Source organism: Photobacterium proteolyticum (genome assembly GCF_001939735.1).
GTDB lineage: Bacteria > Pseudomonadota > Gammaproteobacteria > Enterobacterales > Vibrionaceae > Photobacterium > Photobacterium proteolyticum.
Map to the genome: position 1 here is coordinate 75,709 of NZ_MJIL01000060.1, position 16,995 is coordinate 92,703.

General features: G+C 47.2%; 17 protein-coding genes. 8 read left to right on the forward strand and 9 right to left on the reverse strand.

Features of this window, described 5'->3' with window-relative positions; genetic code table 11:
* Position 1: 1 nt before the first annotated feature.
* Positions 2-442: a c-type cytochrome gene (locus BIT28_RS09645; RefSeq protein WP_075763356.1), complete on the reverse strand. Its 441-nt coding sequence runs from the start codon at positions 440-442 to the stop codon at positions 2-4.
* 338 nt (positions 443-780) lie between these two features.
* Here BIT28_RS09645 and BIT28_RS09650 point away from each other — a divergent pair, with 338 nt between their 5' ends.
* From BIT28_RS09650 to BIT28_RS09670, 5 genes are all read left to right on the forward strand, one after another.
* On the forward strand, positions 781-1,998 hold the full coding sequence (locus BIT28_RS09650; RefSeq protein WP_083651782.1) for a NupC/NupG family nucleoside CNT transporter: 1,218 nt from the start codon (positions 781-783) through the stop codon (positions 1,996-1,998).
* Positions 1,999-2,352: 354 nt separating this feature from the next.
* Positions 2,353-2,604 carry a hypothetical protein gene (locus BIT28_RS09655; protein ID WP_075763357.1) on the forward strand — a complete coding sequence of 84 codons (252 nt, stop codon included), beginning with the start codon at positions 2,353-2,355 and terminating at the stop codon, positions 2,602-2,604.
* Positions 2,605-3,197: 593 nt separating this feature from the next.
* A complete protein-coding gene (locus tag BIT28_RS09660) occupies positions 3,198-4,283 on the forward strand; it encodes a TRAP transporter substrate-binding protein (protein WP_083651775.1) in 1,086 nt (361 codons plus the stop codon).
* 131 nt (positions 4,284-4,414) lie between these two features.
* Positions 4,415-4,981, forward strand: coding sequence for a TRAP transporter small permease subunit (locus BIT28_RS09665; protein ID WP_075763358.1), 567 nt, complete (start codon positions 4,415-4,417; stop codon positions 4,979-4,981).
* Positions 4,978-6,357: a TRAP transporter large permease gene (locus tag BIT28_RS09670; protein ID WP_075763359.1), complete on the forward strand. Its 1,380-nt coding sequence runs from the start codon at positions 4,978-4,980 to the stop codon at positions 6,355-6,357. The genes BIT28_RS09665 and BIT28_RS09670 overlap by 4 nt, the downstream gene beginning before the upstream one ends.
* A gap of 41 nt (positions 6,358-6,398) precedes the next feature.
* On the opposite strand, the gene BIT28_RS09675 is transcribed toward BIT28_RS09670, so the two are convergent.
* The 5 genes from BIT28_RS09675 to BIT28_RS09695 form a co-directional block, all read right to left on the reverse strand.
* The gene (locus BIT28_RS09675; protein ID WP_083651776.1) at positions 6,399-7,172 is read right to left on the reverse strand and encodes a DUF481 domain-containing protein; all 774 of its coding nucleotides are present in this window, start codon (positions 7,170-7,172) and stop codon (positions 6,399-6,401) included.
* Between the two features lie 224 nt (positions 7,173-7,396).
* Positions 7,397-8,044, reverse strand: a complete 648-nt coding sequence (locus BIT28_RS09680) for a LutC/YkgG family protein (protein ID WP_075763360.1) — start codon at positions 8,042-8,044, stop codon at positions 7,397-7,399.
* Between the two features lie 10 nt (positions 8,045-8,054).
* The gene (locus tag BIT28_RS09685) at positions 8,055-9,482 is read right to left on the reverse strand and encodes a LutB/LldF family L-lactate oxidation iron-sulfur protein (RefSeq protein WP_075763361.1); all 1,428 of its coding nucleotides are present in this window, start codon (positions 9,480-9,482) and stop codon (positions 8,055-8,057) included.
* Positions 9,483-9,484: 2 nt separating this feature from the next.
* Positions 9,485-10,237: a (Fe-S)-binding protein gene (locus BIT28_RS09690; protein WP_075763362.1), complete on the reverse strand. Its 753-nt coding sequence runs from the start codon at positions 10,235-10,237 to the stop codon at positions 9,485-9,487.
* Positions 10,238-10,380: 143 nt separating this feature from the next.
* Positions 10,381-12,072 carry an L-lactate permease gene (locus tag BIT28_RS09695; protein WP_075763363.1) on the reverse strand — a complete coding sequence of 564 codons (1,692 nt, stop codon included), beginning with the start codon at positions 12,070-12,072 and terminating at the stop codon, positions 10,381-10,383.
* A gap of 156 nt (positions 12,073-12,228) precedes the next feature.
* On the opposite strand from BIT28_RS09695, the gene BIT28_RS09700 reads away from it, so the two are divergent.
* On the forward strand, positions 12,229-13,131 hold the full coding sequence (locus BIT28_RS09700; protein ID WP_075763466.1) for a LysR family transcriptional regulator: 903 nt from the start codon (positions 12,229-12,231) through the stop codon (positions 13,129-13,131).
* A gap of 10 nt (positions 13,132-13,141) precedes the next feature.
* Here the strand turns inward: BIT28_RS09700 and BIT28_RS09705 are convergent, their stop codons facing one another.
* On the reverse strand, positions 13,142-13,498 hold the full coding sequence (locus BIT28_RS09705; protein WP_245823674.1) for a YcgJ family protein: 357 nt from the start codon (positions 13,496-13,498) through the stop codon (positions 13,142-13,144).
* A gap of 129 nt (positions 13,499-13,627) precedes the next feature.
* Here BIT28_RS09705 and BIT28_RS09710 point away from each other — a divergent pair, with 129 nt between their 5' ends.
* The gene (locus tag BIT28_RS09710; RefSeq protein ID WP_075763364.1) at positions 13,628-14,023 is read left to right on the forward strand and encodes a DUF805 domain-containing protein; all 396 of its coding nucleotides are present in this window, start codon (positions 13,628-13,630) and stop codon (positions 14,021-14,023) included.
* 26 nt (positions 14,024-14,049) lie between these two features.
* Here the strand turns inward: BIT28_RS09710 and BIT28_RS09715 are convergent, their stop codons facing one another.
* A complete protein-coding gene (locus BIT28_RS09715) occupies positions 14,050-14,436 on the reverse strand; it encodes a hypothetical protein (RefSeq protein WP_139310452.1) in 387 nt (128 codons plus the stop codon).
* Positions 14,437-15,064: 628 nt separating this feature from the next.
* Between BIT28_RS09715 and BIT28_RS09720 the strand changes: the two genes are divergently transcribed.
* Positions 15,065-16,063, forward strand: a complete 999-nt coding sequence (locus BIT28_RS09720; protein WP_075763366.1) for a hypothetical protein — start codon at positions 15,065-15,067, stop codon at positions 16,061-16,063.
* 39 nt (positions 16,064-16,102) lie between these two features.
* Here the strand turns inward: BIT28_RS09720 and BIT28_RS09725 are convergent, their stop codons facing one another.
* Entirely contained in the window at positions 16,103-16,987 is an 885-nt protein-coding gene (locus BIT28_RS09725) for an SMP-30/gluconolactonase/LRE family protein (protein ID WP_075763367.1), read from the reverse strand.
* Between the last annotated feature and the right edge of the window lie 8 nt (positions 16,988-16,995).

The following is a 16,995-nucleotide window of genomic DNA, read 5'->3' on the forward strand; positions in this document are numbered from 1 at the left end:
ATTAACGATATATTATGTACTCAGTGCGTGTATATGGCTCTAGCTCATAACGCGACTCTAGGAAAGTGATGAGGTTGATAAGCTGCTCAACCGTTAATACGCTGTTATAGACAGGCATAACAGATTCCCCTTCATGCTGGATATCTGATAGCTCATAACCTTCAGCAAGCTGGTGCGAAGGGTTGATAACTGAGGTGACAAGCTCTGCGTAGGTTTTCAGGGTCGCCACTTTTCCGCCAAGGGTTACCGACAGCTTGTCTTCTCCGCTTTCAGGTCGTTCGTAGCCCTCCATCTCATGGCAGCTCAGGCACTGCATACTCAAAAAGACTTCTTCACCTTGTGCCGGATCGCCGATCGGAAGGCTAAAGCCTTTTGATGCTTGCTCGCAACCAACCAGTCCAAACACAATGACAAATAGGATTAGTATTTTATGGCTGTTCATGGAATACCTCTCAGAATACACCTGTGCCAACGAGTTGATGGCAGCTTGATAATGAGCGCCGCAGTGAAAAGTGTAGAAGATGTATCCAAAAGCAGGGAAGAAAGTCTTACAATATTTGTGGCTATAGGGTTGGGAGATTGTCATCTGCTGTGACAATAGTATCCGCATATGGAACCAATCGGCCGATTTCGTTTGCTTTGTCGATAAAGCCAGCAACTTTTTCTAGATGTGTTTCTTTACTGTAAAACTGCTTAACAATTTGATCCTTGTCACAGTTTTTTTAATCCCTACAATGCCGCCGCAATCGTTTACTAAAACACTAATATTGGAGAATGACCGTGAACCATTTGGTCGGCATCTTAGGCATTATTTCGCTATTTGCGGTTGCTATACTTTTTTCTGAAAATCGCCGTGCGATAAGCTGGCGCGCTGTAGGTGGTGCGTTTGCAATCCAAATCTTGTTTGCTGGCTTCATTCTGTATGTCCCTGTAGGACGTGAAGTACTGAACGCTGTCTCTAATGCTGTCTCCGGTGTAATTGACTATGGTCGCATTGGCTCTGAGTTCTTGTTTGGAGATTTGGCCAAGTTCAAAATCGGCTTTATTTTTGCGGTGAATGTGCTGCCGACCATTGTATTCTTTTCTGCACTCATCTCTGTGTTCTATTACCTTGGTATCATGGGCTGGGTGATCCGTTGTCTGGGCGGCGGTCTGCAACGCATTCTGGGTACCAGCCGTACCGAATCAATGTCGGCAACGGCCAATATTTTTGTTGGCTCCGTAGAAGCACCATTGGTTGTTCGTCCATACCTTGCCAAAATGAGCCGCTCTGAGCTCTTTGCCGTCATGGTAGGGGGGCTTGCATCGGTGGCTGGTGGCACTTTGGTTGGTTATGCCGGACTGGGTGTTGAAATTAGCTACCTGATTGCCGCAAGTTTCATGTCTGCGCCTGCAGGTCTGATGATGGCGAAAATTCTGGTGCCGCAAACGGAAAACTTGAGTGACGAGCCGCAGGTTGACGAGGCCGATGAGACGGCACCGGTAAACATTATCGATGCGGCTTCGCAAGGTGCCTTGAGCGGCTTGCAAATTGCGATGGCGGTCGGTGCAAGTTTGCTGGCAATTATCAGTTTGATCGCGCTGCTTAACGGTGGTCTTGGTCATGTTGGCAGTTGGATTGGCATCGACAACCTCAGTCTGGAATTACTGTTCGGTTATTTATTTGCACCGGTTGCCTGGTTAATTGGTGTGCCTTGGTCAGAAGCAACAGTAGCAGCAAGTCTGATCGGCAAAAAGATCGCAGTGAATGAGTTTGTTGCATTTGCAGACCTGATGATCGTGAAAGACCAGTTGAGCGACCACTCTCAGGCGATCGTGACTTTTGCTTTGTGTGGTTTTGCCAATCTGACATCGATTGCCATGATGATGGGTGGATTGGGTGGGGTAGTACCAAGCCGTCGTCCGGACATTGCACGACTTGGTCTTAAAGCGATATTTGCTGCCACCCTGTCAAACTTGATGAGCGCAACGCTAGCAGGCATCTTCCTGTCGTTCTAACGCTAGTCCTCTAGAATAAACAACAACAGAGAGCATTGGCTCTCTGTTGTTGTTTTCAGCAATGAAACTCGAACTCAAAATAACCCGCTTAGTCAGGATAATCCTGTCGCGGTATAAGACCTAAGGACACATTAATAGTAGTGCGATGGTTTGAGTGATTCTGTCTTATAAATGATACTGAATGGAGGTTAGTCGTATTATTATTCACGTTAAAAGCTATATAAGCGACTGTATTAAAGCCATTATCAAATAGCCATCGAGAGCTTGAATCATTGCTTGCGGCTGTGAATTCATTTAGCATTTCTCTATTACGCGTTATAGAGATAAACCACGAAGTCGCCCGTTGATAAATTACTGCACAATCATGAAAGCCTTGTTCACTCCGAAGGGGTTAAAGTGCTATCCCATACTCAGCGTGAAGATGGAGATTGGATACAACATACACTAATGATTGAAGGCTGCGACGCACCGTTTAAATTTAAGCGAAAGAAAAAATACAAAAGCCTGAAAGGAGCCAAGGTCAATATGACTTACTATCCGGCGGTTGAAGTCGTTGCTGGTTTCGATATTGAAGTGATGAAAGTGGTGCGGATCAAGCTTTACTAACGTGATCTTCTTTCTTGAACTCATGTTTATGGCTTAGTTCGGCCGGGTTAAAGTGGTTTGGTACTTCAGGTGTCGATTGGTGGCAGAAAGCGCATGACCGGAGATTTAGCTCAATAATATGTATTAGTGTCGCGTTTCCACAGTGTTTGCATGTACCGGCGAAGTGAATTGCGTGACTATTTTCGCTTACTACCTTAGCTTCTCTCGTTAATTCAGTTGACATAACAGGCACCCTTCCTTGAATTCTGCATGATATTGCTAACCAGACTATCTAGTAGGTTAGACTTAGGCTTGCCTTTGCGCAATACAACTTATGTCTTACACTTATTGAGTGGCCTGAGGGTCAATTAATCAAACTTATTCGTGATTTCCTTTTCATATTAACCTTCCTTTACAACTCTTTTAAGCGCATTTATACCTAGTGTATCAACGGCGAGTTTACGGCTGTTTTATGAGCGCGTTCAAATTTATCAATAATTTATAACGGCCTCCTCGATATGAATCTATAGTAAAAGTTGGTTAACAAAATCATAACAACAGGGTTGTGACTACTGATTTGTAACAACAATAACAACTATACGAAGGAGAGGATGATGTATTTCAAGGATGTCGTCAGAAAGCTGGCCATTTCGGTCACCGTAGCCGCTGCACTTTTTACCCCTTTTTTTGCCAATGCCGCCAAAGCTGAATATAAATGGAAAATGGTGACGACGTGGCCGAAAAATTTTCCGGGACTGGGTACTGGCGCCAATGACCTAGCCAAGCTGATTGGCGAAATGAGTGACGGTCGAATTCAAGTCAAAGTTTACGGTGCCAAGGAACTGGTAGGCGCACTTGAAGTATTCGATGCGGTATCGAGAGGTACCGCCGAGATGGGCCATGGTGCTGGCTATTACTGGAAAGGAAAGGTGCCTGCAGGGCAATTTTTTGCGGCTGTTCCTTTTGGCCTGACTGCACAGGAAATGAATAGTTGGATATACAGTGGTGGTGGTTTGGCACTGTGGCAGGAAGCCTATGCACCATTTGGCATCATTCCAATGCCAGGCGGAAATACCGGCGTACAAATGGGCGGTTGGTTTAACAAAGAGATTAATTCGCTGGCAGATCTTAAAGGTCTGAAAATGCGGATACCGGGTCTGGGTGGCGAAGTGCTCAAGCGTGCGGGCGGAACCCCGGTTTTGTTACCAGGCGGTGAGATCTTCCCGGCGCTGCAGTCTGGAGCAATTGATGCGACAGAGTGGGTTGGCCCATACAACGATATGGCTTTCGGCCTGCATAAAGCAGCCAAGTTTTATTACTACCCGGGTTGGCATGAGCCAGGTACAACACTGGAAGCGCTAATTAACAAAAAATCCTTCGACAAACTGCCAAAAGATCTGCAGTCCATTGTGCTGAATGCGACCCGCGTGGCCAATGCCAATATGCTGGCGGAATACACGGCCCGTAACAATGCGGCATTGGAACGTTTGATTAAGGAGCATAAGGTCGATTTACGTCCGTATCCGACCGAGGTACTGGAGCAGCTGAAGAGCCTTTCTGAGCAGGTGGTCGCAGAAGAAGCGAAGAAAGATCCGATGAGCAAGAAAGTCTACGAGTCTTATAAGACCTTCCGTGAGCAAGCGGTTGACTGGCATGAGATTTCGGAGCAGTCCTATCTCAATTCAAGAAATCCTAAGTAAGAAAGTAACACGGATATCAGTGCCGGATGGACTTGCTTTGCAGATGATGGCTTTCGAACCATTTGCGAACAAATCCATCTGGTCTTCCGGCATTGAAATACTTGAAAATTAGATAACTCGGTGAGTGTTGTATGGATACACCTTCTCCTTTCTTGATTGGTATGGTTCGGGGTATTAATCGTTTTACCGATTTAACCGGGCGTATCGTGTCATGGTTTGTTCTCGCCATCGTGATTATTACCTTTGTTGTGGTCGTGATGCGCTACATTTTCAACATTGGCTCTGTTTTTCTACAAGAGTCGATCACTTACTTCCATAATTACGTGATTATGCTGGGCGCGGCCTATGCCTTATTAAAAGGTGCCCATGTCAGGGTTGATATCTTCTATCGACCGTCATCGGCCAGAAAAAAAGCCTGGGTTGATTTGCTTGGCTTCCTTATTTTGATGCTGCCTACCTGTGGTTTCATTTTTTATATCTCCTGGGAGTATGTCCTCTTTTCATGGCAAATGCTTGAAGGCTCCCAGGAGGCTGGGGGAATCGATGCCCGGTACATCTTCAAGACATCAATACTGCTGATGCCAGCGCTGATGATCTTACAGGGGCTGGCGGAAACTTTGAAATGTATCCTGGTACTCAGTGGTTATGAATCAGCCGTCGCTGCCTTAGATGAACATGTCGAGGAGCACGGATTATGATTGAATTATTACCGCTGTTCTTGTTTATTTTCGTCTTCATTGTGCTGCTGGCTGGTTACCCGGTTGCCTTTTCATTGGCGGGATCGGCATTGATCTTTGCCGTCATCGGCTATTTTACCGAAACATTTGATCCTGTATTTCTAGAAGCGATCCCCAATCGAATCCAGGGCATATTGTCCAATGAGCTGCTTATCGCCATACCCTTGTTTATTTTTATGGGGGTTATGCTCGAGAAGTCGAAAATTGCTGAAGAGCTGCTGGATACCATGGGGCAGGTGTTTGGTGGTTTGGCTGGTGGGCTTGGGTTATCAGTGACTCTTGTCGGTATGTTGCTGGCCGCCAGTACCGGGATCGTCGGGGCTACCGTGGTGACTATGGGGCTGCTTTCCTTGCCGACCATGATGCGACGCGGTTATTCGGCGGAAGTGGCGACGGGCACTATTTGTGCGTCAGGGACACTAGGTCAGATCATCCCACCGTCAATCGTGCTGGTGCTGCTTGGTGATGTTATTTCGTCATCCTATCAGCAGGCACAGCTTGATCAGGGGATCTTTGCTCCGGATAGTATTACGGTAGGCGATCTGTTTCTGGGGGCATTGATCCCCGGACTTATTCTGGTGGGATTGTATTGCATCTATTTGATAGCGATAGCAGTGGTGGCTCCTGAGAAAGTACCGCCAATTCCAGCTGATGAACGCAAGGTTAGCAAAGAGCTGTGGATGCAGGTGCTTACCGTGTTGTTCCCGCCTATTTTGCTGATCATTTTAGTATTGGGATCTATTCTGGCGGGCATTGCGACGCCAACAGAAGCGGCGTCGGTCGGTTCGGTAGGGGCAATTATTCTGGCCTGGGTTAAACGGACTTTCAGTATTCAGATTTTGCGTGATGTCATGCACAGTACAACTGAAGTGACCGCGATGGTCTTTATGATCCTGATTGGTGCGTCGGTCTTTTCACTGGTGTTCCGAGGGTTTGGCGGCGATGACTTGGTAAGGGAGTTTTTGACTGATCTGCCGGGTGGGGTGTTCGGTGCTGTCTTGCTAGTGATGTTGGTGATGTTTCTGCTAGGGTTCTTTCTCGATTTCATTGAGATCACCTTTGTGGTGATCCCCATTGTTGCGCCAATATTGCTGAGTATGGATCTGGATCCTGTCTGGTTGGGGATCATGATTGCCCTGAATTTGCAGACATCGTTTCTGACCCCGCCGTTTGGCTTTTCGCTGTTCTATTTACGTGGGGTTGCCCCAGATACTATTTCGACCCAACAAATATACCGGGGCGTTATTCCTTTTATCGTGATTCAGCTGCTGGTGATTGGGATGCTGGCGTACTGGCCTTCTCTGGCAACTTGGCTACCGAAGGTGGTATACGGTTAACTATTCAGTCAGTTTGACGCTTATGCCAAGCGTCAAACTGATTAAAAGTCGTAGCTCAAACTGATGGTGCTGTAAATTTCACTGTTGCTGCTGTCGGCCGCAACGTTAGAGTTGTTGATATATTCGGTATCAAGCAGCAATGACACCTGCGCCATGAGCTGATTCTTGAGATAGCCTTTGATGTTGGTTGTCGTATTCTCTTCACCATAGTCGACGCGGACTTCACCACCGAGTTCGAATCGGTCATTGAGCTTTGAACTTCCCTCAAGGAAGGCGTTGGCAATGACCTCGTCTTCTTTCTTGCCGGGTAAATCAGGATCGAAATCTTGTCGTTGTGAAAAACGATAACCCGGACCGGCACCAATGTTGAGTGTCTTATCTTCTTCGTCAATGAGGGTCGCACCGAAACCGGTAGCAATAGTCAACTGCTTACGGTAGGTCGCATAGAGATCGTGCTCGTACTTACTGTTGGTGTAGACAAACCAGGCATCATTAATTAAGTGTTTCATGCCGTAGCTAAGATTGTATTTATTGGTTCCGTCGTTGTCTTCGTTTCCTTTGGTGTAGTAGGTGGAAAACTCGCCCTTCTGTTGCCATTCATCCTTGTCGTAGATAATGCTGGCGCCAGAGTTGGTCGACATTGAGGTTTCATTGGTTTTGCTGAAGATAAACCCGAGCTTGGCGTTACCGCTCCACGGCGACTCAACGACAGACGACTCGACGATAGACGACTCGTCAAGTTCTTCATTTTCTTCATCGCCCCAAGTGGGCGCGGAAATAAGGCTGATGGCAGTCAGTAGAACAAGTGCTTTCATGTATCTTGCTGGTGTTTTGCTGGTTGAATTATGACCTCATTGTAAAAAGCAGAATTTTGCACATGTCAGGCTGGTGTTATTTCTAAAGGCGGGAAATGTATAGGATTTGAATGAGTTATAAAGCGAGAGTGATAAAGTTGGCAATGACGGTGTCTGTACCCAAAAATAATGCGCTCAAGACAGGGAGAGAGCGCATTATAGTTAGTTGGATATGCTTAATTTAGTCAGTCTTCAATCAGTACAACGATCAGCTCTTTCGGTCCGTGAGCACCGTAGGCCAGTGTCTGCTGAATATCTGCTGTTTTAGATGGCCCGGAGACTAAAATGGCATTGGTTGGCATGCCGATATGCCAAGCCTGCCTGTTCATCAGTTCGGCAAAGTTGCTTACCAGTGTTGAGCGCTTGATAAGCGCGATGTGTGTTGGTGGAACTAAGGACAGGGTGCGTGGCTCCTGGCTATCTGGCCATAGAACCAGCGTGCCTGTATCGGCAATCCCGGCCAGACAGTGGGTGATCCCGGCGTCAATATTTTCGAATAGTTCAGTTTTCCACTGACTAACATCACGCTCAAAAGGAACTTGTTCCACCTGCTTTGTGGCTTCATCAATTGCAGACTGAAATTCGCCACCCGTTCCCAGAGCGATGCGGTGGAGCTGTTTGTCTTCTACTAACAGGGTAAGAACTTCTTCTAGTTGTTCGCTATTCGCACGAATAACATCGGCGTGACTGGCCGTGATGCAGTCGATAAATCGCTGCTCGAGCTCTTTTTCCGATGTTGCAGCCCAAGGGTGATAAGTGTGCCCCTCAGAGCTTTTGGGTATTGCACCTGCGTTACGAAGGCGAGACATAATTGACTGTCGTGCTGTGCTCATTGTTCTCTCCTTACTTGCGTGACTTAAGCAGTTGGTGCAAGGTTTTGTCCGCAGGCTTAGGTGCGGTCCGACATTGGGTCCATGCCCCCAGCTTGCTTGGCATCAGGGCCTTGAGCTTTGTTGCTGCCAATGTTCCCGTGTGATAAAGCGAAGGATGAGTAGCTGCATAGGCAAATCCCTTCATGGCCAGCTTTTCAGCTTTGTTGGCAGCGGCTTCCTGACCGTTAATGGCTTGGGCTCCCTCGTTCGGTGGATTCTTGGCTTCATGGCGCAGTCGCTGCAGGAGATCGGGGATAGGGATCCTTACCGGGCACACCTCGCCACAGGCACCACACAGGCTCGAAGCTGTAACCAGATCTTTAGTTTTATCCAGTCCCATCATATGCGGTGAGATGATTTTACCGATAGGCCCCGGATAAACAGTGCCGTAGGCGTGGCCACCAATACGGGTATAAACCGGGCAGTGGTTCATACATGCCCCGCAGCGGATACATTGCAGGGTTTTGCGCATTTCCTCGTCGCGATAAGCTTGTGAACGTCCGTTATCGAGCAGGACGAGATGGACCTCTTGCGGCCCGTCCAGCTCACCTTCGCGGCGCGGGGAAGTGATCATATTGAAATAGGTTGAGATAGCCTGGCCGGTAGCTGAGCGCGTCAGGGCGCTGTATAGCGGTGGAACGTCAGACAAGAATTCCACCACCTTCTCGATGCCGGTTATGGCAATATGGACGTCAGGCACAGTAGTACACATTCTGCCGTTGCCTTCGTTTTCTACCAGACACAGTGTGCCTGTTTCGGCGACAGCAAAGTTAACCCCTGACAGGCCGATATCGGCGTCGTGGAACTTCTGACGTAGTCTGCTTCGACCAGTCTGAATCAACTCATCGACGTCTATGGTCGGAGTGAAATTATCGAGATTATGCTCGAAGGTATCACTCACTTCCTGTTTGTTCTTGTGAATCGCCGGCATGATGATGTGAGAAGGCTTGTCGCCGTCAAGCTGGACAATGTACTCGCCCATATCGCTCTCAAGGCATTCAATGCCGAGTTTTTCCATCTCGTGATTTAGTTCAATTTCCTCGCTGACCATCGACTTGCCCTTGACGATCGTTTTGGCGTTATGGGACTGGGCAATATCGGCAATAATGCTATTGGCCTCGTCGGCATTTTCTGCCCAGTGGACCTGAATTCCGTTCTTCTGGCAGTTGGTTTCAAGCTGTTCCAGCAAATCGGGTAGTTTACTCAGACAGCGCTGGCGGATAGCTTCAGAAAGGTCGCGAATATTGTGTTCTTCATTGGTATCAGCAAAAGCCGTTTTTCGTTTGTCCCGGAGGTAATCCATCGCACCGCGGAAATTCTGTCGTAGCTGTTGGTCAGCCAAAGCCGTTTTGGCTTGCGGGTGAAAGAATTCTGGCCCTTGGGCGTTTTCATGTTTCATGCTTACTTTCCTCCTGTTCTTTCCAGCAGGAAACTGGCAAGGTGGCGGCCGCGCATTGACTTGCCTTGGTAGTCCAGTGCCCCGTTGATATTCAGCAGGCAGCCCCAGTCGGCGCTCACCAGTTCGTCTGCTTGGGTATTCGACAGGTGATGGGTTTTATCTTCTACCATAGCTTGGCTGATATTAGGGTGGCGAACGGCAAAGGTACCGCCAAAGCCGCAGCACTCGCTTTCGTAGTCTTGTTCACGAAGCTCGACATTTTCTAGCTGGTTGAGTAGCTGGGTGGCCGTAACATGGACATTCATTTCGCGACGAGCGGCGCAGGAGGTGTGCATAACGACAGAAGTTGATTCGCCGCGGTCGTTAAGCTTGATACGGCAAACATTGACCAGGAACTCGGTGAGTTCGAAAACACGGTCACAAAAGATATCGACCTGCTGTTGTTTCTCATCTTCTTTGAATAGACGACGATAGTGGTGGTGCATCATTCCGCCGCAGGAACCGGAGAGAACGATAACCGGCCATTGCTCTTCAAACAGTGCCATCTGGCTGAGGGCGACTTGCTTGGCTTCACCGTCGTAGCCGGAGCTATAGGCTGGCTGGCCGCAGCAAGTTTGCTTCTCTTTGAAAATGACCTCGATCCCCTGCTGCTCTAACAGCGTAATGGCATCAAGACCGGCTTCCGGATCGAACATGTCGACCAGGCAAGTTGCGTAGAAATAGACTTTTTCCGGCTTGGCAGGGTAGATTCGCATCTTGAACTCCTTGAAGGCAGGTAAGCTATTCCATCCGGTCCAGTAAAACTGCTCTGGGAAGTGACTCTTGTTCACTGGGGCCGAATGGAATAGCTGTGTTGCTCGTCGTTAGTGACTTTCCGTGTACTTGTTGTGTTGCAGAGTTAGCTCATCAAGGCATCGGTAATGTGGAAACCGTAGACGATAGTTAGACCAATCACACCTGTTACGATGAGGTAGTAGAACGTTGGGATAACTGTTTTACGTAAAGTCGCACCCTCGCGGCCAAGTAGGCCAACAGTTGCTGATGCGGCGACCACGTTGTGGATAGCAATCATGTTACCTGCTGCAGCACCGACTGCCTGTAGGGCAACAACGGCGGCACTCGAGATAGTCAGCGTTTGTGCAACTTCAAACTGGAACTGGCTGAACATCATGTTTGATACTGTGTTCGAGCCAGCGATGAAGGCACCCAGGGCACCGATTGTCGCACTTAGGGCTGGGAAGAACTCACCAACCAGGCCTGAGGCAAAGTTTGCTGTTGTCACCGGCATACTTGCAAGGTCTGCGGCGTTAACGCCTGAGTTGATGAAGATTCGTACCATAGGGATGGTGAATATCAGTACAAAGCCTGCACCGATTAGTGTCTTGCTTGATTCACCGAAGGCTTTTACCAGCGGTGATACTTGGCGAGATTGAAGTAGTACAGCAAGCAGGGCAACGAACACCAGGATACCGCCCGGCAGATACAGTGGCTGAATCGCAGCACTGATCCCGGCTTCACCTAGGATGTCACCAAACGACAGGCTGACACTTTTCAGGAAGTTCTTGAAATCAACACTTACACGGCTGGCAACCAGTACCACAGCCAGCAGAACATATGGGGCCCATGCAAGAGCCATGTTCATTGGCTTCTTCTCGCTCTCGGTCAGATCCATCTTCAGCGAACCTAACCACTCAGTCGGCCACTTGTCTTCACTTTCAAAATCCCAGTGATTTTTCGGTACCAAGAAGCCTTTCTTGGCTGCGGTCACTACGATAGCCAGACCAACCAGGCCGCCGATTAGTGATGGGAACTCAGGACCAAGGAACACGCCTGTTAGTGCGTAAGGGATGGTGAACGCCAGACCGGCAAAGATGGCGAACGGCAGTATTTCCAGGCCTTCTTTCCAGCTCTTGTTCTTACCAAAGAAGCGGGTCAGCATCACAGCCATCAAGACTGGCATCAATGTACCGACAGTGGCATGGATTAGAGCGACGTTAGTGGTGATTTGCTGAAGGTAGATATCCCAGTTAGAACCATTGGCGACTAAGGTCTCGGTAATATTGTGTGTATCCAGGCCCTTGTTAACACCCACGATAATAGGAGTACCGACGGCACCGAAGGATACCGGCGTAGACTGTATCATCATACCCATAACAACTGCGGCAAGCGCCGGGAAACCGATTGCAACCAAAAGAGGGGCAGCGATAGCAGCAGGTGTACCGAAACCAGAGGCTCCTTCGATAAATGAACCGAAACACCAGGCGATGATGATGGCCTGTACGCGTCTATCGGTTGATATATCGGTAAAGCCACTTCTGATAGTAGCTATTGCCCCGGTGTGCTTAAGGGTGTTAAGCAGGAATATGGCACCGAAGACGATCCAGAGTACCGCGACGGTAATAGCGAGTCCTTGCAGGGTGGAAGCGAAAACCCGGTTGGCAGACATATCCCAGAAGAATATGGCGATGCCGACAGTGAGTAAAAAGGCCACAGGCATAGCGCGTTTGGCTGGCCAGTTAAGGCCGACCAGCAAAATCGCAGCGACCACTATGGGTGAAAAAGCGAGTAACGCAAGTAGGGTATCGTTCATGGTAGTACATCCTTCGTACAGCTGTTTCGTGTTTGACCTAGTTCAGGTCTTGTTATGGATTGTAGGGCGTTTGTTAATGTGGTGTGACAATAACCCTTTATTTTTTTTTGATATAGGGAAATAATGAAAAAGATTAATTCCAAAAGTTGATGAATGATGGCAAAGACAGATGATCTGATCCTCTTCGCCCAGGTGGTGGAGTGTGGTTCATTCAGCAAGGTGGCTGAATTAAATTCCCTTACAAACTCAGTGGTTAGCAAGCGAATTGCAAGGCTGGAGGAGGACCTTGGGGTCCAGCTTCTGTACCGTACAACCCGAAAGTTAACAGTTAGTGAAGCCGGTAAAGTACTTTACCAAGGTGCGAAAAATGTGAAGCAGGCGGCGATCGAGGCGGTTGACGCGGTCAGTGGATACGGTGAAAAAGTCAGCGGCCACGTTAAAATGTCAGTGCCGACTATCTCCGGAGACCTCTTGTTAGCTGATGCGGTGGCGGAGTTCTGTACCCTGCATCCCGGTATGACCGTCGATATGTCGCTGAACAATCGCTTTGTTGACTTGGTGGAAGACGGTTACGATTTGGTGATCCGTACCGGTTATTTGGAAGATTCCAGCCTCATTGCCAGGCATATTCTCGATTCGCAATGGGTTATTTGCGCCGCACCGTCCTACATAGGTCGCTTAGGACGGCCGATGGAGCCGGAAGACTTGGTTAATCACAATTGCCTTCAATACGCCTATCAGACAACGGGAGCGGCAGAATGGCAGTTCATCGGCGAGCAAGGGAACTACATATTACACGTAAAAGGGAATTTCTCGACGGATAACGCCACGGCTCTGCGCAAGGCGGCGCTTGGTGGCTATGGCATAGCCTATGTGCCACGTTGCCTGGTGTATCATGATTTAATTGACGGTAAGTTGCTTGATCTCTTTCCGGACAAAGTCGGTAAGAAGCTTGGGATCTATGCTGTCTATCCCTATACCCGCCAACCCTCCCAGAAGATACGATTGCTGATCGAACACATCCGTAACCGTTATCTGTCGATGAGTCAGTTTTTTTAATGGTTCAGTGCTATTTAAACAAAACCTGGCTGTAGTTTTCTTGCTGCTGCTCTTGGTACCGATCGGTAAAACACGCTTGCTGGTCGGAATCGCAATAGACTTTGTTGCTAAATGAATACCGGCTGGTATCAAAGTTCTTCGCACCCACATCATTAATCATGTTCATCATCTTGTCTTGTGCAGCCTGTCCAAGGAACTCCTTGGTAAAGGCCATGGAAATACCGTAACGGTCGACGCAGAACCCTGCTCTTTGATCACATATGATCCCATGGTCTGGAGAGAAGACATGCTCGTCAAGTCTAGTGCTTGCGTGTGACGAGTAAGCGACACAGATCAACGCGGCAGTAGCAAGCAATTTCATGGTCATAAATGGGTTCCTTTTATAAGTGTTCTCTAAGTTTAGGACTGCGTGATTTGTGGGTTGTTCAATATCAGAGAAAACAGGATTGGCGGTAGTGGATATACTTTCAATAGTTATTCACATGAAGGTTGAGTCATGAACTGGTATTTCCATGTCCTTAAAAATTATGCCGTCTTTAGGGGAAGAGCACGCAGGAAAGAGTACTGGTACTTTTTCCTGACCAATGTTGTTATCAGTATTGTACTGGCCTTTCTTGATAACGCGATGGGGAACCCCGGGGCGGGTGAGGGAGCCGGTGCTTTGGGTACAGTATATTCGCTGGCCATTCTTATACCGAGTATTGCCGTGGGTGTACGGCGACTGCATGATACCGGGCGTAACGGCTGGTGGATGTTGCTGGGGCTGATCCCGTTGGTGGGGGCGCTAATTCTCCTTTATTTCTTCGTGCTAGATAGCCAACCGGGCAGTAATGAGTACGGATTAAACCCCAAAGATATTGACTCTGATTCTGTCGGGCAGTTTAAGGTGTGAGCCCCTGGTAGGTTTATGGCGTTAGTTCATTGGCCCTGCCTGAACTTGACATTGGCGGCCTGCTCCAAGATAGCGCACTGGACTTGGTAGAGATTCGAAGGAGGTTGGGCTGGAGTACTGAGCTTCGCAGCCAGTGCATGTCGACCAAAGTCGGTATGTGCTGTATTTATCCGCTGAAAGAGAGAGTTGTCACCAAAAATATCCAAGTCACTGGTAAATAAATGCTCTTCGTTCATGAAATCCTTGCCGTTATCTGGCAATGAACGCCAGTGCCCATTAATACGGGCGAAACCATTATTATTGATAACGATTAATGCTTTCAGCTGGGAGATTCTTTTTTCTATAAGCAGGTGTTTTATAACTAATAGAAGGAATGCTAGCCCTGTAATAAACATAGAGGGAATAATTAACACTATATAGTCATGACTATGAAGTATATAGATCAAGGTAATCGTTATTATTACTAGCATTAATCTGAGGTGACTAATGTTACGATGGAATTTTCTTTTTGCTAGTTCTCTCTTGTGGTTTATTAGCCTTTTTTTATATTCGTTAGATGCATCGTTTATCATTTAATTAGTTTAAGTTTGTAAATGAGAATTTGAGTGTATGCCTATGTTATAGAGAGGCGTAGAACATAATTAGTTAACCGGTTTATACCATCTTTCAATCTTGATGGTAAATAAAACAACCTGTTATGCGAGTTTTCTCGAAGTTCGGATTATGTGTGGTTTTCTTAATTATGAGAACTGGGAATAGATCTTGATAGGTTGATTTTGCCAATGTTTACATAATTTCAACTTATTCATGATGTTGAGAACAATTAAAGGAAATAGATATCATTATCAAAATATTCAATACCATCTACAATTAACCAGAATAAAGCAGTTCAGGTTACTCCCATAATATTATGTTTGGAGGAGGCTTGGTTGTTTCTGGAAAATAGCAGATGGCAAGGAGTATTATGGAAGTGCTTTGTTCTGTTTGTTGGCTATAGCAAATATCTAAGATATCACTAAAAAAGGTTCTTGGAGAATCGTGATGAAAATGAATAAGGTAGCACTATCCGTGCTTACGGTATGTATAGGCATTTCCGGTTTTGCCGTCGCATCCTATGATGAATACGATTCATATGATTACTCGTCGTATGAAAGCGATAACTATGCGAGCACAGATACTGATAGTGGTGATGAGTATAACTCGTATGATGAACCTGATGATAATTATTATGACGATTATGTTGATGATTCTTCAGATGATTCGTATAAAGAATATGACGATACAGGCGATGATAATACAGAGTATGACAGCAAGGATGAACATTCTGACTACAAGCACAAAGATCATTCTGGTGATGATGACGCAGACAGTAAACAGCGCTTAGCCCTTAACCTAGTCGGAAAGGGGGATATGTACGAAATGAGCGTGCCAGATATTGACGGCGATGAACAGCCAGATCCTGCCTTTTGCTTTGATGTTGATTTGAAAGAAATTGCAACGGGTGATCTTGTAGGCACCGCGACAGATTGCTTGTCTAACATCGAGGATGGGCCAAATGGAGGGATTCAGCTTGTTGGAACGACCTTTTTTAAGTTTCCTAACGGTACCATCGTGACTCGCGGTAACACCACGGTACAACCGGTAAACAAACCAATCGTGACACCGGAAGGTGAAGAGATAACGCATATTACTGGTGCCTCCAGTGATGAAAATGCAGTGATTAAAACATCAGGTGATTTTGCCTGGTATCGTGGAACAGTGCGTTTGTCCGGAATGGTGAACTTAACCGACTTTGGTGGTGGGGTAGGTGATCCAATCTTCTTTGACTGTCTATTTGTCCTTAATTTGGAAAAGATAAAATTCAAACGTCCGTATTGGTATGACTGGTATAAAGAGCGCTACAACAGAGATTACAACTGGAGACATCACGGCCATCGACACTATGATGATAGAGATTCATCAGGTGACTCTGACGAAGGAAAAGGTGATCGCTCTGATTACCACAGAGGCTATGGCTCCCACTCAGGCTATTGGCATTAACTATTAGTCAATGACCATCAACTTGTTCAATAATGCTCGTTATTTCATTTGGAATAACAGAACTTTATTGTATGCAGTTACCATTAGCAGGTCTTGATGCTTGCCGCCAATTTCGAGATTGCTGATATGGCCGGCATCGATGGCAATGAAGTCAATTTGTTTGCCGTTAGCATCGAAAACTCCCACACCGCCATGTCCTGCAATAAAGACATTACCTTTTTGGTCAACCTCGACACCATCGGCCATCGGCTCTGCTCCCTTAGGCGCCTTAACCTGGGCAAACGGAGTCTTATTTATTACTGCCTGGCCGTCGACATCGAATCGATAGACCCAACCATCTGATGTGTCGGCAACATACAGTAATGACTCGTCAGGAGAAAAGGCAATACCATTCGGCAGCTTCAACTCGCCTGAAATTAACGTAAATTCACCATCTAAATAACGGTAAACACCTCTGACTGGCTGTTCTTCTTTTGCTTCTTGTGGGCCGTATCCTTGAATGCCAAATGGTGGATCGGTAAACCAGACACTGCCGTCACTATTGATGGTTAAGTCATTGGGGCTATTTAATGGCCTGCCGCTGTAGGTTGCTGCAGCAATAACCTTTTCACCGTTTTCCTGGCGGTATGACAGTTTTCTGTCATGACGTGCCGCCCAAAGGTTCCCATTTGGATCGATGGCAAGGCCATTGGCATAGCCAGAATTATTATCAAAAACGCTCAATGCGCCTTTCAAGTCATAGGCGTATGTTTTGTTGTTCGGAATATCGCTAAACAGGAAACGCTGGTGCTTCGCATCCCATGTTGGGCCTTCAACAAAACCGAATGAATCACCGATAAGAGTAGGGTTGCCTTCAACGACCGAAGCTGCTGAAGCATTCATGGAGATAGCCGTTAGGGCAGCCATAAACAGTACTTTTTTCATGTTACTTT